This is a genomic window from Flavobacterium sp. N502540 (genome assembly GCF_025947365.1).
Lineage (GTDB): Bacteria > Bacteroidota > Bacteroidia > Flavobacteriales > Flavobacteriaceae > Flavobacterium.
The window spans coordinates 773,417-799,321 of sequence record NZ_CP110012.1 but is presented as its reverse complement, the minus strand read 5'-3'; the positions used below and the strand labels follow the sequence as shown (position 1 = coordinate 799,321).

Genomic DNA, 25,905 nt, shown 5'->3' with positions numbered 1-25,905 from the left:
AAAAGGGTAATATAATAGGTTTTTGCGATAATATATTATCATAAAAATTATCAAAAAAGCAAAACATTTGCCAATACTAATTATAAAACCATTTTATGAAATTCAAGTTTTTTCAAAGAAAAACGGTAGTACTTTTTTTTGTACTGCTAGCACAATTTGCGCTCGCACAGGAGCGGGTTGTATCGGGAATTGTTTCAGATAATGCAGGCTTGCCTTTACCGGGTGCGAGTGTATTGATCAAAGGAACAAAAACAGGAGCCCAAACTGATTTTGACGGTAAATATTCTATAAAGACAAGTCAAAACGCTGTTTTAATCTTTAATTATATCGGGATGAAGGCTGTAGAGGTAACCGTTACGGGTAACACGGCGAATGTAGCTTTATCTCCTGCATCAGAGCAGCTTGGAGAGGTTGTGGTTACCGCTTTGGGGCTTAAAAGAGAAAAGAAATCTTTAGGGTACGCCACTCAGGAAATTAAAGGAGAGGATCTGACCAAAGTAAACAATGGTAACGTAGCCAACGCTATTTCGGGTAAAATTGCCGGTGTACAAATCAGACGTAATAATAATATCGGAGGTTCAACAAATGTGGTGATTCGTGGTACTACTTCCCTGACTGGAAATAATCAGGCGTTATGGATTGTAGACGGTATTCCGTTGAATAATGACAATACCAATAGTGCAGATCAGAAAAGAGGAGGTAACACGGGAGGATACGATTACGGAAATGCCGCTTCGGATATCAATCCTGATGATATCGAAACGATGAACGTACTGAAAGGAGCTGCAGCTTCTGCTTTGTATGGTTCAAGAGCTTCAAATGGGGTGATTCTCGTAACGCTAAAAAAAGGAAGTAAATCTAAAGGAGGTTTAGGTGTAAGTTTTAGTTCCGGAGTTACTGTGGGTGTAGTCGATAAAAAAACATTACCGGAGTATCAAAATCAGTACGGTGGAGGATACGGTGACTTCTACGGAACAGTTGATTTAGGAAGTGGTGTACATCCGTATGCTGCAACTGATGATGCTTCATGGGGACCTAAATTTGATCCGAATTTATTAGTGTACAACTGGAGTTCTTTCTATCCTGAATTACCGGGTTACGGAAAAGCTACTCCATGGACAGCGGTAAAGAAAAATCCAAATGATTTTTACCAAAAGAGTTTAACGTTCATTAATAATATTGCTTTTACGGGATCAGGTGAGAAAGGAGATTTCAGATTTGGTTATACTAACTATAACATGAATCAGGGGATTTTGCCAAACAGTAACAATCGTAAAGACAATTTTAACTTTTCCGGAAGCTATAACATTTTGCCTAAAACTAAAATTTCGGCATCGGCCAATTATTTAAAAGCAGATGCGAAAGGAATGAATGAAACCGGTTATGGTGACGGTGGAAATAACTATCTGAGCAGTATCAGGCAATGGTATTCTACAAGTGTGGATTTTCAGGATTTAAAAGATGCTTACAATCTTACAGGTGAAAATACAACCTGGAGTGTTGGAGGACCAAATGATTTAACACTGCAGTTTCATGACAATCCTTATTTTCAAAGATACAACAACTACAACACTTTAAATCGTGATCGTTTTTTCGGAAACTTTGCTTTGAATACACAAATCACCGATTGGTTTGAGGTTACAGGTAAAGGTGCTGTAGATACCTATAATCAGTTACAGGAAGAGCGTATTGCCGTGGGGTCAAAAAGAACACAAAATGCACTTGGGCAGTATACCAGATTTGATAAAACATTCAGGGAGATCAACTTCGATTTGATCATGAATTTTAAAACCAATATTACAGATGGAATTAAGTTTAACGGAATGCTTGGAGCCAATTCAAGACGTTCGGTGGGTAAGTCTATTTTTACAGCGACAAATGGCGGACTGGTAGTACCTGGAATTTATGCTTTGAGTAATTCTATTGATAAAATCAACAGTCCTAGTGAGTCAGAAGTAACCATTGGTACCAACAGTGTTTATGCCAGTGCAAGTTTCAATTTTATGGAAACGTATTTCTTAGAGGGAACTTATCGTGTAGATAAATCTTCGACATTGCCAACAGATAATAGTACTTATACATACCCTTCGATTACAGGAACTTATATTTTTAGTAACCATATTAAAACAAGTTGGTTATCATTTGGAAAATTGCGTTTGAATTATGCTGATACAGGTGTTGATGCACCATTTTCGGTGATTGCAGCAAACTATTCAAAGAACGATAATTTTGGACCTGATGGAATTCGTTTTTCTACAGAAAATGAAAAAAGTAATGCTAATTTAAAAAGTGAGCTGACAAAAGGTATCGAAGCAGGTATTGAACTTAAATTGTTCAATAATCGTGTAGGTCTTGACTTCTCTTACTACAAAACCAATACAACCAACCAGATTCTTTCTGTTGAAACACCTACACAAACCGGCTATACCAGAGCCTGGATAAACGGAGGTGATGTTCAGAATAAAGGATATGAGGTAACCTTGTCTGTAATTCCGGTAAAGACAGCAAATTTTAGCTGGGAAGCAAAAGTAAACTGGTCTACCAATAAAAATGAAGTGATTTCATTAGGAGGAGCTGACAGAATTTCGTTAGGATCTTTCCAGGGAGTAGGATATGTTGCTGAAGTTGGAAAACCAATTGGACAGTTGATTGGTTCCGGATTTACATATTTAAACGGAGAAAAAGTAATTCGTTCAAACGGAAGATATCAGCAAACTGCAGGAGCCACAATTGGAGATATAAATCCGGACTGGATTGGTGGTTTGAATAACGTAATTACGTATAAAAATTTCTCATTAAACTTCCTGATTGATGTGAAAAAAGGAGGAGATGTTTACTCATTAGACCAACGTTTCGGACATACTACAGGTATTTATGAGAGTACAGTTTCCAATAACCATTTAGGTGTTCCGCAAAGAGAGCCGCTGGCAAATGGAGGAGGGATTTTGTTGGCAGGTGTTAAGGCAGACGGAACTCCAAACGACAAAATCGTAAGCGTAGAAGGAGCAAATGGATATTCTTTTTACAACTCCATGCCGGAACAGCAATATGTTTACGATGCTTCTTATGTGAAATTACGTGAGTTAGGATTAAGCTACAGATTGCCGTCAAAATTCCTTGCGAAGACTTTTATCACCAATATGATTTTGTCAGTCAATGGAAGCAACTTATGGATCATTCATAAAAATTTACCTTACGCTGATCCGGAAGCGGGACTTTCTTCAGGAAATCTTCAGGGCTTTCAAACCGGAGTTTTGCCTACCTCAAAAGAGTACAACTTTAATATGAAAGTTCAATTCTAAAAACAAAAAAAATGAAAATAGTAAAAACGATATTTTTTGCAGGAGCCATTTTACTTTCGGTAGCCTCTTGTGATAACTTAGAAGATTTAAATAAGGATAAAAAAGCATATAACACTGCTTTGCCGGGGGCACTTATGGCCAATGCACAGGTAAATTATGCCTACTTCCTGACTAATGCTTCGGTAAACAGTAACAATTTTAGAGGATATGCTCAATATTGGTCTACCACAACTTATACAGATGAGGTAAACTACAATATGGAGAGAAGAAATTTAGGAAGTTCTCTGTCAACTTTATTATACAGAGACGTTTTACAGGATTTAGTAAACGCTCAAAAAGAAATAAAGAGCAAAGAAGCTTTAGGAGCTGTTGATACTGCAATTAAGAAAAACAAAATCGCAGTACTTGACGTTCAGATTGTGATGGCTTATCAGGCACTTGTAGATTTATTTGGAAATGTGCCTTACAGTGAAGCTCTGGATATTAATGCATATCCTTATCCTAAATACGATGATGCCAAAACCATTTATTTAGATTTGGCTGCCAGATTAGATGCCGCTATCACGGCTATGGACGGCAGTAAAGAGAGTTTTGGTAAAGCCGATTTAATTTACAAAGGCGATGTGACAAAATGGAAAACATTAGCCAATAGTGTGAAATTAAAATTGGGATTACACCTTGCTGACGTTGAACCTGCAAAAGCAAAAGCAATAATAGAAAGTGCTTACAATTCAGGAGTAATGACCAGTGAAGATGAAACCGCATTGTTCCAGTATTTTTCATCACTTATTGATATGAATCCGTTGTATGATACTTTGGTAAACGAAAGTCAAACCATCCCGACTGAATATTTTGTGAATGAATTAAATGGAAAAAATGATCCAAGACGTGATATATTCTTTAATCCGGACTCTAAAAAAGGCGGCAGTTATAAAGGAGCTCCCTATGCCAAACAAGTGAGTTATGGCGATTTTTCAAACATGGGATCAAGATTGAAAGAAAGAACAAACCCGGGAGTAATTTTTGATTACACGGAAACCTGTTTCCTTTTGGCAGATGCCGCAAACAGAGGATTTAGCGTAGGAGGAACTCCGGAAGAATATTATAAAAAAGGAATTTTGGCAAGCATGAACTTTTGGGGAGTTTCGAATGCTGATGCACAGACCTATGTAAACAGAACAGATGTTGACTTTGCAACTGCTGCCGGAACGACTAAGGAAAAAATCGCCTACCAGCTTTGGATCGCTTATTACAACAGAGGATTTGAAGCCTGGACAGAATACAGAAGATTAGATTTCCCTGCATTAGTAGCTCCTGTAACTGCAGTTGATGCAGCAAAAGGAAAAGTACCGGTTCGTACTATTTACTCTCTTTTTGATAAAACCTTAAACAAAGGAAATTATGAGGCTGCTGCTGCTGCCATAGGAGGAGATTTAATGACTACAAAAATTTTCTGGGATAAATTTTAATTTGAATTAGTTTTCCTGTTTTTAACCGGGGCCTTTAATTAGGTTCCGGTTTTTTTGTTTAATCCCATTGTCCGACGGAACAAAGTCTAGTTTTTATTTTGAATTGCATTGTTGGACTGAGCGAAGTCGAAGCTTTTATTTTGAATCCCATTGTCCGACTGAGCGAAGTTCAGGTCTTATTTATTGAATTACATTGTCCGACTGAGCGAAGTCGAAGTGTTTATTGAATCCCATTGTCGGACTGAGTGAAGGTCAGGTTTTATTTATTGAATTACATTGTCCGACTGAGCGAAGTCGAAGTCTTGGTTTTGTTTTATTTAAAAAATGGCTTAATTTGTTTATGAATGCTTGGTTTATTTGGTTTATTTTTTAATTATGTGTTTTTTTAAAGTTAAAAAGTTGTTAATTATATATTGTTTTTAAATAACATAGTATCAATAAAATAGAAGCTATGCTGGTAAATTTGGTGGCAACAAATTAACCCAAAAAAAATGAAAACAAAACTACTAGTATTAATGCTCGTTTTTTCGATAGGGAAAATGAGCGCGCAGGGACTTCCTTGCCGGACGACAGAAGAAAACGCCAAAGTGTATCGGAATAGCCCCAAATCACTTCAGGAAAAAAAAGATTTTGATGCCTTTACCAAAACATTTACCCTCCAGCGTAAAAGCAAAACTTCAAAAACAGCAGCAACACCTACTTATGTTATCCCCGTGGTTTTCCATATTTATGGAGACGTACAAAGCGGAAAAACCATTACCTATGAAAAGATCGTCAATCATTTGGCTCAACTAAATGACGATTTCAATGGCAGGAATGCCGATTACCAAACAGTTGAACCCTTTTTTCAAGCGAGAAGAGGAACACTAAACATCGAATTTAAACTGGCAAAAAAAGACCCTAATGGCGGATGTACCACAGGTGTTGTTTTCCATGCAGCCAAAAACGGTTATGGAAATGGTGGTGGTTATGACGACCAGATTGCAGCCGATGCCTGGGACAATAAAAAATATATGAACGTTTACATTCAGAACGATTTGTATAACGAAGGGGTTTTTAACAACTCAGGAGTTGCCTGGTATCCTGATTCTGGTATGACAGCCAATAACACAGCTCGTGTCGTTTTTAACGGAGCTTACCTTTACGACAATTCATACAGCAAAGAATTCTCAGCAACCCTTACACATGAATTTGGACATTTCTTAAATTTAATTCATACTTTCGAAGGAGGCTGCTCCGGCACAGATGAAGTTGCCGACACTCCGGCGGAAGACGGTCAGCACACCCTGGCCTGTACACCGGGAACCAATTGTACAGGAGATAAGGTAAATATTGAAAACTATATGGGGTACAATGGCGCGCAAGGCTGTTATAAAATGTACACCCAGGGTCAGATTGACAGAATGCTGGCAGCTTTACAGCATCCGGCAAGGATTACACTCTGGCAGCCGCAAAACTTAATTGATACCGGAGTGAACACTACTGAAAGTAGTTTAGTAGCAACCGGAACTACTTTTAAAGAAGCTGTTATCAATGATGGATCTTTCGACACAGCCTCTGTGGTAACTTTAAGCGGAGGCAAAACGTTTGCGCTAAGTTCAGGAACTTTGTCAGCTGGAACCCATTTCACACATACTTTTCCAGCCGGAATCACACCAGTTGTTACTGTAAATTCAAATGGTCAAGTGACAGTAACGCTTTCAGGAAAAGCAACAAATCACGCGGCAGCACAAAATACAACCGCCGGAATCACATTCTTGCCTGCAGCATTTACAGGAGGAACCACAGGATTGTCTTGTACTGCTCTGTTTTACAATTTAAGATTTACGGATCCTTACGGAATCTTCTTTGTTGACATGCCGGATATTAACATCTCCTCAAATTTAGTCTGGAAGTTTTTTGATATTGCAAAAGGAGACGACACTTCATTCGGAGGTTGGCGTTATGCAGCCAATGCATTAAAAATTGAAACTTACGGCAAAAGATTAACGTGCGAGAGTGGCAGCCGAAACATTACCTTATTGGCTCAAAATACCGCAGTTGGTCCAACAAGTAATATGACCGCTCCGGGAGCATACCCAAATCAATTAGATCTAAGAACAGCGAGTTATACCGCCTGGGATGGAAAATCCGGATATGTAGGTTTTGAATACAAAATCGATGGATTACCTTGCTATGGCTGGTTCAAGATAAATGTTGCGGCAAATGGAGACGGTTACACCATTTCTGAATATGCCTATAATACACAACCCAATGCGCCTATTTATACCGGTGTGACTAACAAAACGGCCGTTGTTCTATCAGAAAGTATACTGTACGAAGCAGAGGCAAATGACGGTGGTGTTACCACGACCAGTACAATTTCGTTATCTACTAACAATGGAACTTTTACAAAAAGCACAGGAACCTTAACTGCCGGAACTGATTATACTATTACGGGAGTTCCTTCAGGATTAAGCACTGTACTGACGCTTCAGGGAAATAATAAAGTAGTGGTTTCCTTTACCGGAAAAGCAACCGCACATCTACCTGCAAATGATGCTGCTGTGACGATTACCTTTAAAGATGCTGCAATCACTGGAGGAATTGCGACTCTTGATATGTCATCAAAAACAATCAATTTGAAATTTGATGCGCCTTACGGAGTTTTCTATGTAAACAATCCTGATTATGTAGCTTCGGCAGCCCAAACCTGGCAATATTTTGATTTAGGAATCGGTGATAATACGGAGTATGGAGCATGGCAGTTTGCCGCTGCCGCTTTAAAAGTAGAAACTTATGGCAAAAGACTGGTAGGACCTGCGGGTACACGTAACATTAGTTTAATTACAGAGGGAACAACAATTGGTGCCTCAAGTAATTTTGTAACCCCTGGTGCGGCATATCCGGATCAGTTAGATTTAAGAACGGCAAGTTATACCGCCTGGGACAATCAAACAGGTTATATCGGTTTTGAATATAAAAGCAGAGGGCGTACCTGTTATGGCTGGATGCATGTTAAAGTAGAAGCGGGAGGAGTTGGTTATTCCGTTTTAGACTATGCTTACAATACGAAGCCAAACGAATCCATTCAGACCGGAACTCAGGCACCTGTAACCGTTTTGGCACCTACAAGTCTGACAGCTACAGTGAACAATACCAGTTTACAAGCACAATTGACATGGGTAAACAACGCAACTAATGCGACAAACATTGTAGTAGAAAGAGCAGGAGCAGATAATGTTTTTGCCGAAATAACAACATTGCCAAGTACAGCACTTACCTATACCAACACAGGTTTGACAGCAGGAAGTACTTATAAATACAGAGTACGTGCAAAAGCAAATAGTATTTACTCAGCCTATTCTAATGAGGTTACGGCTACTCTTGCGGCAGGGTCAGCTTATTGTACTGCTCAGGGGAATAATAATTACGAATACATCAATTCAGTAACTATTGGAAGTTTTACCAATGCATCCGGTAAAGATGCAGGCGGTTATGCCAATCTTACTTCTAAAACCATAACCGTAACTCCTGGAGCAGCTACAAATGTTAGTCTGGCAGCAGGTTTCTCCGGAGGATCTTATTTAGAATATTGGGGAGTATGGATTGATTACAATAAAAACAATGTTTTTGATGCTTCCGAAAAAGTGATTGACGGAATTTCTTCTACCGGAACAGCTACAGGTAGTTTTACGCCAATTGCGTTTACCGGAACCACCAGAATGCGTATTGTAATGAAATATTATTCGAACCCTTCGGCTTGTGGAAACATTGGAGATGGTGATGTGGAAGACTATACAGTTGTTGCAGGTACAGCACCTAATCCGGCAACTTTGCCAACACCAACAAATATTGGGAATTCAGGAGTATATTCATCCGGATTTTATGCTTCATGGAATACAGTAGCGAATGCAACAAGTTATGAAGTGCAGTTGAATAATGCTACTACAGGCTGGACGACTTTCGGAACTTCAACAACCTATTATTTATGGATTCCGAAACAAGGCACACAAACCGTTTATCAGTTCAGAGTTAGAGCTAAAAATGCAACTGACGTTAGTAATTGGAGTACTCCTCTTACTATTGATTTACAAAACGGAAGTGCGGGAGCAGACCAGACTGATTTTACAAAATCATTTACAATGTATCCTAATCCGGCTTCGGATGTGGTTAATTTCAACTTCGCTAATTTAAACCTGGCGGATACTAAGATCACGATCTACGACAGTACAGGAAATGTTATTGACATTGTGAAAAACACAGTTTCTTATCCGGTAAACCGTCTTAGAAAAGGAGTTTATATAGTGGTAGCTACAGATGGAAGCTTCACAGATACTAAAAAGTTATTGGTTAAATAAATAATTTGGTTTGTAAAGAAGAAGAGGGAAACGATATCGTTTCCCTTTTTTTATGCTTTTTAAAATAAAATACAGCTTAATTGATGTCAATGCCAAACGGATTATCAATACTGTGCATTGGAGTAGTAAACCATTTTGGGCCTTCAGCGGTCATGTAAAAATGATCTTCATGACGAATCCCGAATTGACCCGGGATGCAAAGCATAGGTTCGTTACTTACTACCATTCCTTCTTGCAGAATAGTGGCATTACCTCTTACTAAATATGGATGTTCGTGAATATCTAATCCTGTTCCGTGACCAACGCGATGAGGTAATCCGGGCAATTCATAATCGGTACTTAAACCGCCTGCTGCAATTACTTTGCGAGCGGCATCATCGACAGAACCACAAGTTGCTCCCAATTGGGCGGCATCAAAAGCGGCTTTTTGTGCGGCCTTTTCTAAATTCCAGATTTTGATGTGTGCTTCCGTTGGAGTCCCGTACACATAAGTTCGGGTAATATCAGATAAATAACCTTCCAAACGACAGCCGGTGTCAATAAGTACAACATCGTTTTCTTTTAAATCCTGAGGTGTAGTAACCCCATGCGGATATTGAGAATCATCTGCAAACAACACAATACAAAAGTGAGATCCTGAAGTAATTCCCGCTTTAAGATGTGCCTGATTGATAAAATCGACAACCGTTTCGGCTTTTATGCCCGGATACAAAATACGTGCAGCGGCACGTTGAACCACCATCGTAATTTCTTTGGCTTGTTGGATGATCGCAATTTCATTTGCTGATTTCTGAATACGACAGCCAGTTGTAACCGGTTGGGAATTTTCGAATTCGTAATTTGGATTGGCTTTTACGATAGCATCAACTAAAAAATATCCGGCAGATTCGTCCAGTGCAATTTTACCGTTGTTTATGCCTTTGGTCTCCAGGACCTTTCCAAGTAAAACAGATGGCGATTCGTGTTCTTCCCAGCAATTCAAATGGCCTTCAATTTTCATGAATTTTCTAAAAGTACCTTCCTCAAATTTTGGAACAATATATTCCAGGCTGCCGTCTTCAAATAATAAGGCACCAACCATTCTTTCAGAGGGATTCCATTTGGTTCCTGTAAAATAGTATAAATTGGTTCCTGCGTTCACGAATAAGGACTTAAAACCTGCTGTTTTCATAAGCGACACCGCTTTCTGAATGCGCATTTGATATTCCTCCGGCTGAATGGCCTTTACATTCAGGGTCATGTTTTGTATTTTTTCTAATTCTGCAATTGCGTTAGATCCGCCAACTCCAATGGTCATATTTCTTGTTTTAAGGTTAATTGTTTTTTGTTGTTTTTCTGGATTAAAAATAAGCCAATATTTTGGGATAGTGGTATTTTAACTTAAAGTAGATAAAATAGGATAATTTAAGGATAATATACTATTGGATTTTGGATTGCAATGCCTGTATTTTTAAAAGATCAATTAAAACTTAAAAAATGAAAAGTATACAGCGTTTAGTATTGCTATTGTGCGTCGTTCTGAGTTCGTGTTTTGCTACAGCACAGGATAAGTCAGATTTGTACCAGAAGCTCACGGTATTGTTCCCCAAAGCCGAAATCACAACAATAGAAAATTTAGAAGGTTATGCAGAGTCATACCAATTGATTTTAGACGAACCTTTAGATCATAAAAACCCTCAAAAAGGAACTTTCAAGCATTATGTTTACCTCTCGCATCTGAATTTTAATAATCCTATGGTTATTGAAACTCATGGTTACAATACCAATAATATTAAAAGTGAGGTGAGTAAATTGTTAAACGCAAATCAGATTGCAGTTGAATACCGCTTTTATGGAAAGTCACGACCGGAACCACTTCCATGGGAATATTTAACAAATGATCAGGCTATCGCTGACTACCATGATCTTGTAACAAAACTGAAACAGTTGTATACAGGAAAATGGATTTCAACCGGAATAAGTAAAGGCGGAGAAACAGCTTTGATTTACAAATCGAAATATCCGGATGATGTTGATGTGGCCATGCCCTATGTTGCTCCGTTAATTAATACTCAGGAAGATCTCCGTACGGTAGAGCATACTAAAACAGTGGGGACGGCAGAATGCAGGGCTAAAATTACAGCTTTTCAGAGAGCAGTTTTAGAAAATAGGGAGGCTGTTTTAAAGGAGTTTAAACAGTATGCAGAAGAGAAGAAAATGACTTTTGCCGAAGTTCCTTTCGCTGAAGCATTAGAATATGCAGTTTTAGAATTTCCATTTTCTTTTTGGCAATGGGGAGGAAAATGTGAGGCTATACCATCGGTAACGGCAAGTCCGAAAGAGCTGTTTGCGTATTTGGATGAGGTTTCAGGTGTAAGAACTTATAATGATAAGATGTACTTTCATTACCTGCCGTCTTATTACCAGCATTTAAAAGAATTGGGGTACTATGGTTTTGATTTTTCTCCGGTTGCCGATTTGCTTCAAGTGGTAAAAAGTACTTCCAATGATCGATTTGCGCCTAAAGGAGTAGTGATAAAATACAATCCGAAATACATCAAAGAAGTACGAAAATATGTAGAAAATAAAGGAAGCAAAATTTTGTACATCTACGGTGGTTACGACACCTGGTATTCGTGTGCTCCAACACCTGATTCCAAATTAGATGCATTAAAGATGGTTCTTCCTGGGGGGAGTCATACTACAAGAGTGAAAGATTTTCCGGAGAGTGATAAGAAGCGAATCATGGAAACATTATCAAGATGGCTCGACTTAAAAGCACTTAACGATAAGGCTGAAATAAATTAAAAAGGAAAGGGAATTCAGGTTCTCTGGATAGTTTAACCGCAAAGTGCGCTAGGATTTTTAATTATAAGATTTTATATAAACATAAAGTTCGCAAAGCTATGATAATAAACTTTGCGAACTTTGCGTAAAACCTTGCGTGCTTTGCGGTTAACCTTTAAACCAGTAGTTTTTGTGTTTTCAAATAATCCATAGCAAATTTACCCTCATTAAAAAGCAAATCCAATACACTTAAATTGTTGATAAAACCATGTTTATCGTCAAAAACCTGAGTGTACTTTTCAAATGAATTAAGGTCTTTTTTTCCGTTAGCCAAAACTCTGAAGTCGGAGATGTTTTCTGCTTCATGAAAATACTCTGTGGTTTTGCTGAACTCTAATTTCATGCGCAGACATTTAGTGGTGATGTCCAGAACTTCCAGATTCAAATCCATTAAAAAAGTGTGCTGCTTTTCAAAAACAGGACGAATATCATCTTCAAAAAACTCAAAAAAAGGAGAACTTCTATAAGCAGCTTCCAGTGATTTGAAATGCTGTTTTTGCCAGTCAAATTCATTTTCGATTAAAACATCTTTTGTCTTCTGATGAGCTGATTTCGAATGTTTAACCGGGATATTTAGCAACTGAATTCCGTTCGGACTATAGATGTAAGTACGATTTCTGTTGGTTTGTTTCTGAAAATTATCTTCCATTTCAAAAGTAATATTTTCAGATTGTGCCATAACTGCAAAGTGGCTGATCGATGGAAAATAAGTAGGAAGTAATAGAGAGTTCATCTTTAATTGCTTTAAAAGTTTCAGGTTTCAAGTTTCAGGTTGTGAATGAACCTGAAACTTGAAACCTGACACAAAAATAACTTTTTTTATTTATGCTTTGTTTTGTTTTCTTTTTTTCCAGAAATATTCTCCAACAAAATAGGCTGCAAGAATAAACAAGAAATACTTAAAGTAAGATTGAGGTTGTCCTTCACCGTCAACGGTAGTGAAAACTCTGCTCCAACGAATTTTATTGATTCCTTTTCCGTTGGTATCCCAGCTCATCCAGATGAAAACCGGTTTTCCTACAATGTGATTTTCAGGAACGTAACCCCAGTAGCGGCTGTCTTCAGAGTTGTGACGGTTATCTCCCATCATCCAATAGTAGTTCTGCTTAAAAGTATAAGTTGTAGCAGGTTTACCATTGATTAAGAATTTAGAGCCATCCAGCTGCAAAGTGTTTCCTTCATAAGTGGTGATAATGTCTTTGTAAAATGGCAATGACTCATTGGTTAAAGCAACTGTTTTTCCAGCTTCCGGAATATAAATCGGACCAAAATTATCTTGATTCCATTTGTTGATATGCGGGAAAATAGCGTTGTCATTTCCGTGGTCAATTTCTCTTGTTACGGCAGTAATACCAGGAGTGTTTTTCAGACGTTCTGCACTAGCTTCGGTCAAAGCTCTGAAATAAAGAGTGTCTCTTTTTTCGCTTTTAAATCCTGCTCCGTCTGTAATATCAAGTTCTCTTACCAAAGATTCAAAATCAATAGGAATTTTTGGGTCTATGGCTACTGAATAAGAGTATTGTGGTTTTGCTCTTTCCGGTAAAACTAATTTTTTCCGTTAATGAAAACAAATCCGTCTTTAATCGATAAGCTGTCTCCCGGAATACCTACGCATCTTTTTACGTAATTTGATTTTTTATCAATTGGTTTGATAACACCCGGTCTTCCTTTTGGTTCGTAGAAATAGTGAACCGTATCTACCGGCCAGTTGAAAACGACAATATCAGTTCGTTTTATTTTTTCTAAAGCAGGCAATCTGAAATAAGGCAATTGTGGCCATTTCAAGTAGGATTTTTGTTTTACAAACGGAATAGAGTCATGTACCATCGGTAATGCAACCGTAGTCATAGGGACTCTCGGACCGTAATTTACTTTACTTACAAACAGAAAATCCCCAATCAATAAAGATTTTTCTAAAGAAGAAGTAGGAATTGTATAAGGCTGTACTAAATAAGTATGTACCAATGTTGCTACGATAACTGCAAAAAGTAAAGAACTTAGGGTGTCTCCTGCTTTATTTTCAGAAGTTAATTTTCTGTCAGCGTTATACACTAATTTTTGCGTATAGCTAACATAATAGATATAGAAACCTAAAGTGAAAATTCCTAAAAGAGTATCTAAAGTTGTTTTTTTACCAAACGTTCTTAAAGTCTCTACCCAAACCACCGGAAACATAATCAGGTTAATGATAGGAATGAAAAGTAACAAAGTCCACCAGGTTGGACGGTTGATTATTTTCATTAAAACGATTGAATTGTATACCGGAATCGCAGCTTCCCAGCTTTTTCTTCCGGCAGCCTGATATAATTTCCAGGTTCCGATAAAATGAATAACCTGAACGGCTAAGAAAAATACAAACCAAAGATATAGTGTCATAATATTTTATTTAAAGTTTTTAGGTTCGGGACTTAATTTGAAATTTTACCTACACCTTCCTAACTGTTTATTTTAAATTTAATACGTCTTTCATAGAATAGATTCCCGTTTTTCCGGCAAGCCACTCTGCTGCGATTACCGCTCCAAGAGCAAACCCTTCGCGGTTGTGTGCAGTGTGTTTTAATTCGATGCTGTCTACAGGGGAGTCGTAAGTTACGGTATGGGTTCCGGGTACTTCGCCAATTCTTTTAGCTTCAATATGAATTTCGTTGTTTTTTGCTTCGTCCAGAGTCCAATTGGTGTATTGGCTGTTTTCGATAACTCCTTTGGCTAAAGAAATTGCCGTACCGCTCGGAGCATCCAGTTTTTGTGTATGATGAATTTCTTCCATCGTAACTTTATACGAATCCAGTTGAGACATGATTTTAGCTAAGTATTCGTTCAGTTCGAAAAAAATATTAACCCCTAAACTGAAGTTAGAGCTCGAAATAAAAGCGCCCTTCTTTTCGTTGCAAAGCGATATCATTTCGTCATAGTGTTCTAACCATCCTGTAGTTCCTGAAACAACAGGTACATTAGCATGAAAGCAATTGGAGATATTGTCAACGGCAGCAGTCGGGACGCTGAAATCGATCGCAACATCGGCTGTTGAAAGTCCGTCATAAGTACTGAACTCGTCTTTTTTCAAAACAATTTCATGACCTCTTTCCAAAGCAATTCGCTCGATTACTTTACCCATTTTTCCGTATCCTAAAAGCGCAATTTTCATTTCGTGTATTTTTTTTAAAATTCAAGTAACCGGAGTTATTTAAAAGTGGTAATTAAAAGTTAGTCCAACATTTGGTTTGAAAGTTACAGCATCAGGGTAAATTTCCGGGCGCAGTGATAATCTTTCGTTTACGTTAAACTGAATCAGTGCAGCGTCAACATTGGCGTCAATAATATTTAAGGCATAAAAACCAACGACAAATAATAGGGATAAATCTCTGTTTCGCTGATAAAATTTCTGACCGGCAATAAGTCTGCTGTCGTCCAGGAATTTATATTTATCGTCATTGTAGCCTTCTAGTCTTCGTTTGTAGGCTTCGCGATAATCGTGGTATTTTTTGTTGTTGTCAAGATAGAAGTATAAACTCGTACCAATCGCTCCGTAGACCAAAGGGATTTTCCAGTACTTTTTATTGTATGCCTGACCTAAACCCGGTAAAATTGCCGAGTAGAATGCTGCTTTTGCAGGTGTAAGCGGATCGATTTCCTGCAATTTGCTAGTGTCTTTAACAACCAAAACCGTGTCTTTTTTTACCTGGGCAAAAAGAGAAACGGTTCCTATGAGAAAGAACAATAGACTTATGGGGACAATTTTATTCACTATCCGTTTATTAATTTTATTATTCTGTTAAAGTCGGCTTCAGAATCAAATGGAATGGTGATTTTTCCTTTACCCGTGCCGGCGACTTTTATATCAACTTTCGAACCAAAATAATCGTTGAAAGTGTTTTTTTGTGTTTCTCTAACCACAAAAGAAGACTCTGCTTTTGGTTTTCCTTCTGCTTTTGGTTTTAAACTTTCGTGATAGTTTTTTACCAGAGTCTCCGTTTCACGAACAGATAAATTCTGACTTACTATTTTTTGGTAGATATCAGTCTGAATGTCTAAGTCTTCAATATTAATGATTGCTCTACCGTGGCCCATACTGATAAAACCGTCACGAATACCTGTTTGAATGATCGGATCCAGTTTTAAAAGACGTAAATAATTGGCAATTGTAGAGCGTTTTTTTCCAACACGCTCACTCATTTGCTCCTGTGTCAGTTGAATTTCGTCAATCAGACGTTGGTAGGAAAGTGCGATCTCAATCGGATCTAAGTCGTGACGCTGGATGTTTTCAACCAAGGCCATAACCAATGATTCGTTGTCATTGGCAATACGAATATAGGCAGGAACATGTGTTAAGCCTACTAAGGTCGAAGCACGTAAACGTCGCTCTCCCGAAATTAGCTGATATTTGTTGAAATCTAATTTACGAACAGTAATAGGTTGAATTACACCAAGTTCTTTAATAGAGGTGGCTAATTCGCGTAACGATTCTTCATTAAAATTGCTTCGGGGCTGAAACGGATTTATTTCGATAGCACTTATTTCAAGCTCAATGATATTTCCAACAACCTTGTCAGCATTTTTGTCTTCTACTGATGTAATGTCGTTTTCCGGATCTTTTAATAACGCTGATAATCCTCTTCCTAAGGCTTGTTTTTTAATTGCTTTTGTCATAAAAACTATTTGCTGTTTTTCTTTATAATCTCCTGAGCTAAATTAATGTAATTAACGGCTCCTTTACTGGTTGCGTCATAATTAATGATGCTTTCTCCAAAACTTGGTGCCTCGCTCAGTTTAACATTTCGTTGAATAACGGTATCAAAAACCATATCATTAAAGTGTTTTTGAACCTCTTCTACAACCTGATTCGATAAACGCAGTCTGGAATCGTACATGGTTAGTAACAATCCTTCGATATCAAGATCCGGGTTGTGTATTTTTTGAATACTTTTTATGGTGTTCAGTAATTTTCCTAATCCTTCAAGTGCAAAATATTCGCATTGAATAGGAATAACTACTGAGTCGGCAGCTGTTAAAGCATTCAGGGTTAATAAACCCAGAGAAGGAGCACAGTCGATAATGATAAAATCATATTCGTCTTTTACACTTTCTAATGCTTTTTTAAGCATGTACTCTCTGTTTTCTTTGTCAACCAATTCGATTTCGATGGCAACAAGGTCAATGTGTGCAGGTATCACATCGACATTTGGAGATGTACATTTTAAAACAGCTTCTTTTGGTGTTATACTGTGTTCCAGGATTTGATAAGTTCCGGCTTCAACTGATTCTACATCAATCCCAAGGCCAGATGTAGCATTGGCTTGTGGATCGGCATCGATCAATAATACTTTCTTTTCTAAAACACCTAATGAGGCTGCAAGATTTACAGATGTAGTAGTCTTTCCAACGCCTCCTTTTTGATTAGCAATCGCAATGATTTTGCCCATTTATTTTCTGAATTTTGAACCGTAAAAATACAATTATTTATGGTTTCTGAAAATCTATTTTGTTAACATTTGTGAATCTTCGGTTAATCGTGGTATGGTGCGTGTTTTGCCAGATTTAAATGTTAAAGTAAATCCATAGAACTGCGAAATTTCGCTCTCTTTTATGGTAGGCTCTGCAGCAAAATGCGCAGTTTTAAAAAAAAATGTTCTAAAAATATTAAGTTTATATACGCTGATTTTCTCTCAATTAGGATTTACAGGAAATATTTTTTGTGATATTTCGCAAATTGTTTTTGGATAAGCGAAAAATAGTTCTATCTTTGCACCCGCTTACGGGGTGTAGCGTAGCCCGGTTATCGCGCCTGCTTTGGGAGCAGGAGGCCGCAGGTTCGAATCCTGCCACCCCGACAAAAGTCTTTTCATATTTGGAAAGACTTTTTTTTTGGTCTAAACTTAAATCATATATCAGAACAGTAATCGGGAAGTCCGCAGGTTCGAATCGGGGCAGCCCGATAAAAGTCTTTTCATATTTGGAAAGCCTTTTTTTGGTTTAAATTTAAATGGTATAGCTAGAACAGTAATCGCGTCCCGATTGTAATCGGGAAGACTACAGGTTCGAATCGGGGCGCCCCGACAAAAGTCTTTTCATTTTTTGGAAAGACTTTTTTTACTTTAAATTTAAATGGTATAGCTAGAACAGTAATCGCGTCCCGATTGTAATCGGGAAGGCCGCAGGTTCGAATCCTGCCACCCCGACAAAAGTCTTTTCATATTTGGAAAGACTTTTTTTTTGGTCTAAACTTAAATCATACATCAGAACAGTAATCGCGTCCCGATTGGAATCGGGGTACCCCGACAAAAGTTTTTTCATTTTTTGGAAAACCTTTTTTTGTCTAAACTTAAATCATATATCAGAACAGTGATCGCGTCCCGGTTGTAATCGGGAAGGCCGCAGGTTCGAATCGGGGCAGCCCGACAAAAGTCTTTTCATATTTTGGAAAGCCTTTTTTTACTTTAAATTTAAATGGTATAGCTAGAACAGTAATCGCGTCCCGATTGTAATCGGGAAGGCCGCAGGTTCGAATCGGGGCAGCCCGATAAAAGTCTTTTTATTTTTTGGAAAGCTTTTTTTTGCTTTAAACTTAAATCATATATCAGAACAGTAATCGCGTCCCGATTGTAATCGGGAAGGCCGCAGGTTCGAATCGGGGCAGCCCGATAAAAGTCTTTTCATATTTGGAAAGATTTTTTTTTTTGGTCTAAACTTAAATCATATATCAGAACAGTAATCGCGTCCCGATTGGAATCGGGAAGTCCGCAGGTTCGAATCGGGGCAGCCCGACAAAAGTCTTTTCATATTTTGGAAAGCCTTTTTTTGCTTTAAACTTAAATCATACATCAGAACAGTAATCGGGAAGGCCGCAGGTTCGAATCGGGGCAGCCCGACAAAAGTCTTTTCATATTTGGAAAGACTTTTTTTTTGGTCTAAACTTAAATCATATATCAGAACAGTAATCGCGTCCCGATTGTAATCGGGAAGGCCGCAGGTTCGAATCGGGGCAGCCCGACAAAATTCCTCCCATTTTTTTTGTTTTTTACCAATAAGCATATGAAGATAGCCCGTACTCCAAGCCTTCTTCATTACTAACTTTCCCGTTTATTACATGAATCACCCAATTATTACATCTGGGGTTGTGTTTATTGAATTGCGAACTCTTCCTTTTTTTTTACTTGTTACTTTGCTTTATTGCGTAATAATTTAGCTGTTAAATAAAACGAAGTTACATTGTCAAAAGTGCTATAAGTATTAAAAATGGCACTGCATGAAATTTCGATTATAGATTAAAAACTTAAAAAAAACATTTTGACATGAATCGTATTTTTACTTTCTTATTTCTGAAAAGGTCATCTTTAGTTTATATGATCCCTTTTTTGTGGGTTTTTCAAACAGTGGTAGCACAGGAGACCGCTCCTACTATACAATGTTCTAATCTTGTTGTTACGAATACTACAGGAACATCAGCGACTATTAGTTGGCGGGAACCTGAGGATGCTGGGGAAGAGACATTTTATATAGTATTTGTCCGCAAAGGAACAAGTACCAGCCCCAATGCAATTCCGCTAGATAATGTTTTTTATTACCCTAGTGGTTATTTTGGTTCAGGAGACCAAATTGGGACATCTGGCTGGTATTGTGTAGGTGGTTATAGTTGGAATAGTTTAAAAATAAACAGGCTGACTCCTGAGACTACCTATCAGGTACAGGTGTTCGCTAGTAAGTACTATCAAAGTAGTGATCATACATTTTATTTAAGAACAATCAACTCCGGTAATTCTGTAACATTGACGACACCAAAAAAAAGCAATGTGGCTACTTTGAGCAATTTGAGTTGTAGTGCCGGAACGCTGGATCCGGTTTTTTCATCAGAAACTACAGATTACAAAGCGAGAGTGTCTAACGAAGTCAGTAGCATAAGAGTAACACCGGTTACCACCAATGCTAATGCGACGATAAAAGTAAATGAGGTAGAAGAGTATAGTGGAAAACCTTCAGATAAAATAGATTTGACCGAGGGAGACAATACGATTGGCATAGAAGTCACCGCTGAGGATGGTACTGTAAAAACGTATCGTATAAGTGTTTTTAGATTTTTGCCGCAACCTACGATTCAGGCCAGAGATCTTATTTTTACTAATACAACAGCAACAGGTACTACCTTGAACTGGACCAATGGTAATGGAAAAGGGAGGATAGTTTTTATGCGTGAAGGAGCAAATTCCGGTTCTGCTCCTGTACCGGATAATATTTATTTTGATGATAATACAGTTTTCGGTTTAGGAGATCAGATAGGTACAACAGGCTGGTATGCCATTAGTAAGATTAATGCCGATAATAAGATAGAGATAACCGGTTTGACCAAAGGAAAGACTTATCAGGCAATCGTGATGGAGTTTAATGGAACCCCGGGTAATCCTTCCTATTTAACGACCACAAGCACCGGTAATCCTGCAGCAATTACTATAACAAGTAATGTCGCTACTTTGAGTAATTTGAGTAGTAGTGTCGGAACTCTGGATCCGGTTTTTTCACCAGATATGATAGATTACAAAGCGAGAGTACCTAACGAAATCAGTAGTATAACAGTAACACCGGTTGCTACCAATGCTAATGCGACGATAAAAGTAAATGGGGTAGCAGTGGTTAGTGGAAAACCTTCACAAAAAATAGATTTGATCTCCGGAGCCAGTACCACTATTAAGATAGAAGTTACCGCTCAGGATGGTACCGTAAAAACATATACGGTAACAATCGAAAAAAATAGTTTGGGAGTAGTTGATAATAAAATTGAAGGTTTTGCGGTTTATCCCAATCCTGTACAAGAGGGAAAGATATATATACAAACTAAATCAACGGTTGTAAAAAATGTAAAAATATTTGATGTGTCAGGAAAAAAGGTTTTATCTGTTCAGACAACAGACAGGGAAGTAAATGTTGGAGACTTACAGAAAGGAGTTTATATCATGAAAGTAAATCAGGATGGAGCTGAAGCAACAGAGAAATTAATTGTAGAATAAGATTGAGTTTGTTTTTTGCGTTCTGTTTCGTAAAGAAAACCGGTGTCGAATTCGGTATTGGGTCGTATACTTTCAGAAACTAAAATGAATTGGTTTAGAATCCCGACAAAAGTCTTTTCATTTTTTGAAGAGACTTTTTTTGTTTTATGAAGAGGTCTGCAAAGGTGTTGATTAAGTCACACCAGTTTTTAAAATCTTGTTCGGTTTAAAACAGACGAAGTTCTTGATAAAACTTATAAGTCTCACTATTGTCATTATAGATGAAGGAGAGATTTCAGAAAACAATCTGACAAAGAAAAGTTGATAAAATAAATTCACTATTGAAGCCTTAATAAAATCGAAATTCCTCCCATTTTTTTGTTTTTTACCAATAAGCCTCTCAAGATAGCCCGTACTCTAAGCCTTCTTCATTACTCACTTTCCCGTTTATTACATGAATCACCCAATTATTACATCTGGGGTTGTGTTTATTGAATTGCGAACTCTTCCTTTTTTTTTACTTGTTACTTTGTTTTATTGTGTAATAATTTAGCTGTTAAATAAAACGGAGTTGCATTGTCAAAAGCGCCAAAAGTATTAAAAATGGCACTGCATGAAATTTCGATTATAGATTAAAAACTTAAAAAAAACATTTTGACATGAATCGTATTTTTACTTTCTTATTTCTAAAAAGGTCATCTTTAGTTTATATGATCACTTTTTTGTGGGTTTTTCAAACGATGGTAGCACAGGAGACCGCGCCTACTATACAATGTTCTAATCTTGTTGTTACGAATACTACAGGAACATCAGCGACTATTAGTTGGCGGGAACCTGAGGATGCTGGGAAAGAGACATTTTATAAAGTATTTGTCCGCAAAGGAACAAGTACCAGCTCCAATGCAATTCCGCTAGATAATGTTTATTATTTCGCTAATAGTTATTTTGGTTCAGGAGACCAAATTGGGACATCTGGCTGGTATTGTGTAGCTAATACTCGTTCGAATAGTTTAACAATAGATGATCTGACTCCCGAGACTACCTATCAGGTACAGGTGTTCGTTAATAAGTATTATCAAAGTAGTAATCACACATTTTATTTAAGAACAATCAACTCCGGTAATTCTGTAACATTGACGACACCAAAAAAAAGCAATGTAGCTACTTTGAGCAATTTAAGTCTAAGCGCGGGAACTCTGGATCCGGTTTTTTCATCAGAAACTACAGATTACAAAGCGAGAGTGTCTAACGAAGTCAGCAGCATAAGAGTAACACTGGTTGCCACCAATGCTAATGCGAGAATAAAAGTAAATGGGGTAACAGAGTATAGTGGAAAACCTTCAGATAAAATAGATTTGACCGAGGGAGACAATACGATTGGCATAGAAGTCACCGCTGAGGATGGTACTGTAAAAAAATATACGGTAACAATCGAAAAAAATAGTTTGAGAGTAGTTGATAATAAAATTGAAGGTTTTGCGGTTTATCCCAATCCTGTACAAGAGGGAAAGATATATATACAAACTAAATCAACTGTTGCAAAAAATGTAAAAATATTTGATGTGTCAGGAAAAAAGGTTTTATCTGTTCAGACAACAGACAGGGAAGTAAATATTGGAGACTTGCAGAAAGGAGTTTATATCATGAAAGTAAATCAGGATGGAGCTGAAGCAACAGAGAAATTAATTGTAGAATAAGATTGAGTCTGTTTTTTGCGTTCTGTTTCGTAAAGAAAACCGGTGTCGAATTCGGTATTGGGTCGTATACTTTCAGGAACTAAAATGAATTGGTTTAGAATCCCGACAAAAGTCTTTTCATTTTTTGAAGAGACTTTTTTTGCTTTATGAAGAGGTCTGCAAAGGTGTTGATTAAGTCACACCAGTTTTTAAAATCTTGTTCGGTTTAAAACAGACGAAGTTCTTGATAAAACTTATAAGTCTCACTATTGTCATTATAGATGAAGGAGAGATTTCAGAAAACAATCTGACAAAGAAAAGTTGATAAAATAAATTCACTATTGGAGCCTTAATAAAATCGAAATTCCTCCCATTTTTTTGTTTTTTACCAATAAGCCTCTCAAGATAGCCCGTACTCTAAGCCTTCTTCATTACTCACTTTCCCGTTTATTACATGAATCACCCAATTATTACATCTGGGGTTGTGTTTATTGAATTGCGAACTCTTCCTTTTTTTTTACTTGTTACTTTGCTTTTTATTGTAATAATTTAACTATTAAATAAAACGGAGTTGCATTGTCAAAAGTGCCAAAAGTATTAAAAATGGCACTGCATGAAATTTCGATTATAGATTAAAAACTTAAAAAAAAACATTTTGACATGAATCTTATTTTTACTTTCTTTTTTCTAAAAAAGCCTTTTTGGGTTTATATGACCACTTTTTTGTTGGTTTTCCAAACAGTAGTAGCACAGGAAACTGCGCCTACTATACAATCTTCTAATCTTGTTGTTACGAATACTACAGGAACATCAGCGACTATTAGTTGGCAATCTGGGGATGCACTATATAGTAGAGTATTTATGTGTAAAGGAACAAGTACCAGCCCCAATGCAATTCCAGTAGATAATGTTTATTATATACCTAGTAGGTATTTTGGTTCAGGATATGAAATTGGGACATCTGGCTGGTATTGTGTAGCTGATACTAGGTCGAATAGTTCAACAGTATACGATCTGACTCCCGAGACTACCTATCAGGTACAGGTGTTCGCTTATAACTACTATGAAAGTAGTAATCATACACTTTATTTAAGAACAATCAACTCCGGTAATTCTATAACATTGACGACACCAAGCAATGTACCTACTTTAAGCAATTTGAGTAGTAGTGTGGGAACTCTGGATCCGGTTTTTTCATCAGAAACCACAGATTACAAAGCGAGGGTACCTAACGAAGTCCGTAGCATAACAGTAACACCGGTTGCCACCGATGCTAATGCGACGATAAAAGTAAATGAGGTAGTAGTGGTTAGTGGAAAACCTTCACAAAAAATAGATTTGGCTGTCGATGCCAGTACCGCTATTAAGATAGAAGTTACCGCTCAGGATGGTACCGTAAAAATATATAAGATAAGTGTTTTTAGATTTTTGCCGCAACCGACGATTCAGGCCAGAGATCTTACTTTTACCAATACCACATCAACCGGAACGACATTGAACTGGACCAATGGTAATGGAGCAGGGAGGATAGTTTTTATGCGTGAAGGGGCAAATTCCGGTTCTGCTCCTATACCGGATAATATTTATTTTGATGATAATACAGTTTTCGGTTTAGGAGATCAGATAGGTACAACAGGCTGGTATACCATTGTTAAGACTAATACCAATAAGAAGACAGTGATAACCGGTTTGACTCCCGGAAAGACTTATCAGGCAATCGTGATGGAGTTTAATGGCTTCCCGGGTAATCCTTCCTATTTAACGACCACAAGCACCGGTAATCCTGCAGCAATTACGATAACAAGTAATGTCGCTACTTTGAGTAATTTGAGTAGTAGTGTGGGAACTCTGGATCCGGTTTTTTCATCAGAAACCACAGATTACAAAGCGAGGGTACCTAACGAAGTCCGTAGCATAACAGTAACACCGGTTGCCACCGATGCTAATGCGACGATAAAAGTAAATGAGGTAGTAGTGGTTAGTGGAAAACCTTCACAAAAAATAGATTTGGCTGTCGATGCCAGTACCGCTATTAAGATAGAAGTTACCGCTCAGGATGGTACCGTAAAAATATATAAGATAAGTGTTTTTAGATTTTTGCCGCAACCGACGATTCAGGCCAGAGATCTTACTTTTACCAATACCACATCAACCGGAACGACATTGAACTGGACCAATGGTAATGGAGCAGGGAGGATAGTTTTTATGCGTGAAGGGGCAAATTCCGGTTCTGCTCCTATACCGGATAATATTTATTTTGATGATAATACAGTTTTCGGTTTAGGAGATCAGATAGGTACAACAGGCTGGTATACCATTGTTAAGACTAATACCAATAAGAAGACAGTGATAACCGGTTTGACTCCCGGAAAGACTTATCAGGCAATCGTGATGGAGTTTAATGGCTTCCCGGGTAATCCTTCCTATTTAACGACCACAAGCACCGGTAATCCTGCAGCAATTACGATAACAAGTAATGTCGCTACTTTGAGTAATTTGAGTAGTAGTGTCGGAACTCTGGATCCGGTTTTTTCACCAGATATGATAGATTACAAAGCCAGAGTGCCTAACGAAGTCAGTAGCATAACAGTAACACCGGTTGCCACCGATGCTAATGCGACGATAAAAGTAAATGAGGTAGTAGTGGTTAGTGGAAAACCTTCACAAAAAATTGATTTGGCTATCGGTACCAGTACCGTTGTTAAGATAGAAGTTACCGCTCAGGATGGTACCGTAAAAACATATACGGTAACAATCGAAAAAAATAGTTTGGGAGTAGTTGAGAATAAAATTGAAGGTTTTACAGTTTATCCCAATCCTGTACAAGAGGGAAAGATATATATACAAACTAAATCAACTGTTGCAAAAAATGTAAAAATATTTGATGTGTCAGGAAAAAAGGTTTTATCTGTTCAGACAACAGACAGGGAAGTAAATATTGGAGACTTGCAGAAAGGAGTTTATATTATGAAAGTAAATCAGGATGGAGCTGAAGCAACAGAGAAATTAATTGTAGAATAAGATTTGAGTCTGTTTTTTGCGTTCTGTTTTGTAAAGAAAACCGGTGTCGAATTCGGTATTAGGTCGTATATTTTCAGGAACTAAAACGAATTGGTTTAGAATCCTGAAAAAAGTCTTTTCATATTTTGAAGAGACTTTTTTTTTGCTTTATGAAGAGGTCTGCAAAGGTGTTGATTAAGTCACACCAGTTTTTAAAACCTTGTTCGGTTTAAAACAGACGAAGTTCTTGATAAAACTTATAAGTCTCACTATTGTCATTATAGATGAAGGAGAGATTTCAGAAAACAATCTGACAA

General features: G+C 37.6%; 13 protein-coding genes, 2 tRNA genes and 1 pseudogene. 9 read left to right on the top strand and 7 right to left on the bottom strand.

The genetic code is table 11. The features are described 5' to 3' along the window. Positions 1–95: 95 nt before the first annotated feature. The 3 genes from OLM58_RS03605 (at position 96) to OLM58_RS03595 (ending at position 9,111) form a co-directional block, all read left to right on the top strand. Positions 96–3,302, top strand: a complete 3,207-nt coding sequence (locus tag OLM58_RS03605; RefSeq protein WP_264531232.1) for a SusC/RagA family TonB-linked outer membrane protein — start codon at positions 96–98, stop codon at positions 3,300–3,302. An 11-nt stretch (positions 3,303–3,313) separates the two neighbouring features. Further along, positions 3,314–4,771 carry a SusD/RagB family nutrient-binding outer membrane lipoprotein gene (locus OLM58_RS03600; protein ID WP_264531231.1) on the top strand — a complete coding sequence of 486 codons (1,458 nt, stop codon included), beginning with the start codon at positions 3,314–3,316 and terminating at the stop codon, positions 4,769–4,771. A gap of 491 nt (positions 4,772–5,262) precedes the next feature. Beyond that, positions 5,263–9,111, top strand: coding sequence for a M43 family zinc metalloprotease (locus OLM58_RS03595; RefSeq protein WP_264531230.1), 3,849 nt, complete (start codon positions 5,263–5,265; stop codon positions 9,109–9,111). Between the two features lie 76 nt (positions 9,112–9,187). Here OLM58_RS03595 and OLM58_RS03590 read toward each other — a convergent pair whose 3' ends face one another. Then, entirely contained in the window at positions 9,188–10,408 is a 1,221-nt protein-coding gene (locus OLM58_RS03590) for a M24 family metallopeptidase (RefSeq protein WP_264531229.1), read from the bottom strand. Between the two features lie 179 nt (positions 10,409–10,587). On the opposite strand from OLM58_RS03590, the gene OLM58_RS03585 reads away from it, so the two are divergent. Beyond that, positions 10,588–11,898 (top strand): S28 family serine protease, encoded by a 1,311-nt coding sequence (locus OLM58_RS03585; protein WP_264531228.1) that lies wholly within the window; start codon positions 10,588–10,590, stop codon positions 11,896–11,898. A gap of 154 nt (positions 11,899–12,052) precedes the next feature. Here the strand turns inward: OLM58_RS03585 and OLM58_RS03580 are convergent, their stop codons facing one another. From OLM58_RS03580 to OLM58_RS03555, 6 genes and pseudogenes are all read right to left on the bottom strand, one after another. Next, complete coding sequence (locus OLM58_RS03580; RefSeq protein WP_264531227.1) at positions 12,053–12,670, bottom strand: WbqC family protein; 618 nt, start codon at positions 12,668–12,670, stop codon at positions 12,053–12,055. A gap of 90 nt (positions 12,671–12,760) precedes the next feature. After that, a pseudogene (gene lepB / locus OLM58_RS03575) lies at positions 12,761–14,313 on the bottom strand (signal peptidase I). 67 nt (positions 14,314–14,380) lie between these two features. Continuing rightward, positions 14,381–15,082: a 4-hydroxy-tetrahydrodipicolinate reductase gene (gene dapB, locus OLM58_RS03570; RefSeq protein ID WP_017494832.1), complete on the bottom strand. Its 702-nt coding sequence runs from the start codon at positions 15,080–15,082 to the stop codon at positions 14,381–14,383. A gap of 39 nt (positions 15,083–15,121) precedes the next feature. Then, entirely contained in the window at positions 15,122–15,682 is a 561-nt protein-coding gene (locus OLM58_RS03565) for a DUF5683 domain-containing protein (RefSeq protein WP_051041425.1), read from the bottom strand. Next, positions 15,682–16,584: a ParB/RepB/Spo0J family partition protein gene (locus OLM58_RS03560; RefSeq protein ID WP_070907762.1), complete on the bottom strand. Its 903-nt coding sequence runs from the start codon at positions 16,582–16,584 to the stop codon at positions 15,682–15,684. Before OLM58_RS03560 ends, OLM58_RS03565 begins: the two co-directional genes overlap by 1 nt. Before the next feature lie 5 nt (positions 16,585–16,589). Further along, complete coding sequence (locus OLM58_RS03555) at positions 16,590–17,357, bottom strand: ParA family protein (RefSeq protein ID WP_070907761.1); 768 nt, start codon at positions 17,355–17,357, stop codon at positions 16,590–16,592. Between the two features lie 333 nt (positions 17,358–17,690). On the opposite strand from OLM58_RS03555, the gene OLM58_RS03550 reads away from it, so the two are divergent. The 5 genes from OLM58_RS03550 to OLM58_RS03530 all read left to right on the top strand — a co-directional run bounded on the left by OLM58_RS03550 (position 17,691) and on the right by OLM58_RS03530 (position 25,609). Beyond that, positions 17,691–17,765 (top strand) — tRNA-Pro (locus tag OLM58_RS03550). A 273-nt stretch (positions 17,766–18,038) separates the two neighbouring features. After that, positions 18,039–18,110 (top strand) — tRNA-Thr (locus OLM58_RS03545). 1,116 nt (positions 18,111–19,226) lie between these two features. Then, positions 19,227–20,933, top strand: a complete 1,707-nt coding sequence (locus OLM58_RS03540) for a cadherin-like beta sandwich domain-containing protein (protein ID WP_264531226.1) — start codon at positions 19,227–19,229, stop codon at positions 20,931–20,933. A 638-nt stretch (positions 20,934–21,571) separates the two neighbouring features. Then, positions 21,572–22,609 carry a cadherin-like beta sandwich domain-containing protein gene (locus OLM58_RS03535; protein ID WP_264531225.1) on the top strand — a complete coding sequence of 346 codons (1,038 nt, stop codon included), beginning with the start codon at positions 21,572–21,574 and terminating at the stop codon, positions 22,607–22,609. A 639-nt stretch (positions 22,610–23,248) separates the two neighbouring features. Continuing rightward, positions 23,249–25,609, top strand: a complete 2,361-nt coding sequence (locus tag OLM58_RS03530) for a cadherin-like beta sandwich domain-containing protein (RefSeq protein ID WP_264531224.1) — start codon at positions 23,249–23,251, stop codon at positions 25,607–25,609. Positions 25,610–25,905: the final 296 nt, after the last annotated feature.

Excerpts from the sequence above, each read along its gene's own strand:
- OLM58_RS03555 (WP_070907761.1), bottom strand. The coding sequence starts at position 17,357 with ATGGGCAAAATCATTGCGATTGCTAATCAAAAAGGAGGCGTTGGAAAG.
- OLM58_RS03540 (WP_264531226.1), top strand. The coding sequence starts at position 19,227 with ATGAATCGTATTTTTACTTTCTTATTTCTGAAAAGGTCATCTTTAGTT.
- OLM58_RS03580 (WP_264531227.1), bottom strand. The coding sequence starts at position 12,670 with ATGAACTCTCTATTACTTCCTACTTATTTTCCATCGATCAGCCACTTT.
- OLM58_RS03585 (WP_264531228.1), top strand. The coding sequence starts at position 10,588 with ATGAAAAGTATACAGCGTTTAGTATTGCTATTGTGCGTCGTTCTGAGT.
- OLM58_RS03560 (WP_070907762.1), bottom strand. The coding sequence starts at position 16,584 with ATGACAAAAGCAATTAAAAAACAAGCCTTAGGAAGAGGATTATCAGCG.
- OLM58_RS03535 (WP_264531225.1), top strand. The coding sequence starts at position 21,572 with ATGAATCGTATTTTTACTTTCTTATTTCTAAAAAGGTCATCTTTAGTT.
- OLM58_RS03595 (WP_264531230.1), top strand. The coding sequence starts at position 5,263 with ATGAAAACAAAACTACTAGTATTAATGCTCGTTTTTTCGATAGGGAAA.
- OLM58_RS03605 (WP_264531232.1), top strand. The coding sequence starts at position 96 with ATGAAATTCAAGTTTTTTCAAAGAAAAACGGTAGTACTTTTTTTTGTA.
- dapB (WP_017494832.1), bottom strand. The coding sequence starts at position 15,082 with ATGAAAATTGCGCTTTTAGGATACGGAAAAATGGGTAAAGTAATCGAG.
- OLM58_RS03600 (WP_264531231.1), top strand. The coding sequence starts at position 3,314 with ATGAAAATAGTAAAAACGATATTTTTTGCAGGAGCCATTTTACTTTCG.
- OLM58_RS03590 (WP_264531229.1), bottom strand. The coding sequence starts at position 10,408 with ATGACCATTGGAGTTGGCGGATCTAACGCAATTGCAGAATTAGAAAAA.
- OLM58_RS03530 (WP_264531224.1), top strand. The coding sequence starts at position 23,249 with ATGAATCTTATTTTTACTTTCTTTTTTCTAAAAAAGCCTTTTTGGGTT.